1 pseudogene is annotated in these 630 nt (G+C 26.0%); it reads left to right on the top strand.

What is annotated here, in order from left to right:
- Positions 1 to 410: 410 nt before the first annotated feature.
- Positions 411 to 630: pseudogene (locus MBFIL_RS05075) on the top strand (hypothetical protein); the annotation flags it as partial.

Here is a 630-nt window from a genome sequence, read left to right as displayed (position 1 = left end):
AGTACAAATGCTCTTAATGTTTCCTTCGAATTTTTAACAAAGCCTATTAAAAATTTTTCATCATCCTCATTAAACTCAAAACTTCGCCTTGACATGTATATTATATATAACTTAATAATAAATAAACTTATCTCAAATATTAACTTGTCTTGACACTATGTTCAATTTTTGTTTTTCAGCTTCTTTTTTTTAATATTTTCTTTTTTAGATTCTTTTAAGCATTTATTTATTATCATGTTTTCCATTACTCTCATTTTATATGTTTCCTTCGATAATTATGATTATCTTATAAAAATATATTTTGGCTGTGCAATAATTATTTTTTGATTCTTTTTAGTTATGCTTAGTTTTAAATATTATGGGGTGTAATATATTATTAGTGTTTTTTAGTTTTTGTTGAGTTGGTGTTTATGGTTTTGCATGAAGATAGTATTGGTCAGGTGTTTTTACTTCCTTTGAATTTGAGGGACTTTATTCCAGATAATCATATTTGTTTTTTTATTGAGGAATTGGTTAGTCGGTATGATTTTGGTGATTTGCATTCTAAATATGCGGATACTCCAGGTAAGAAAGCTTATTCTAGGAGAATGCTTGCTAGAAATATTCTTATGGGTCAGATTGATGGTATAA

The organism is Methanobrevibacter filiformis, assembly GCF_001639265.1.
In the GTDB taxonomy this organism is placed as follows: Archaea; Methanobacteriota; Methanobacteria; order Methanobacteriales; family Methanobacteriaceae; genus Methanacia; species Methanacia filiformis.
Note: the sequence above shows the minus strand (reverse complement) of the source record. Positions and strands in the feature narration are given on the sequence as shown.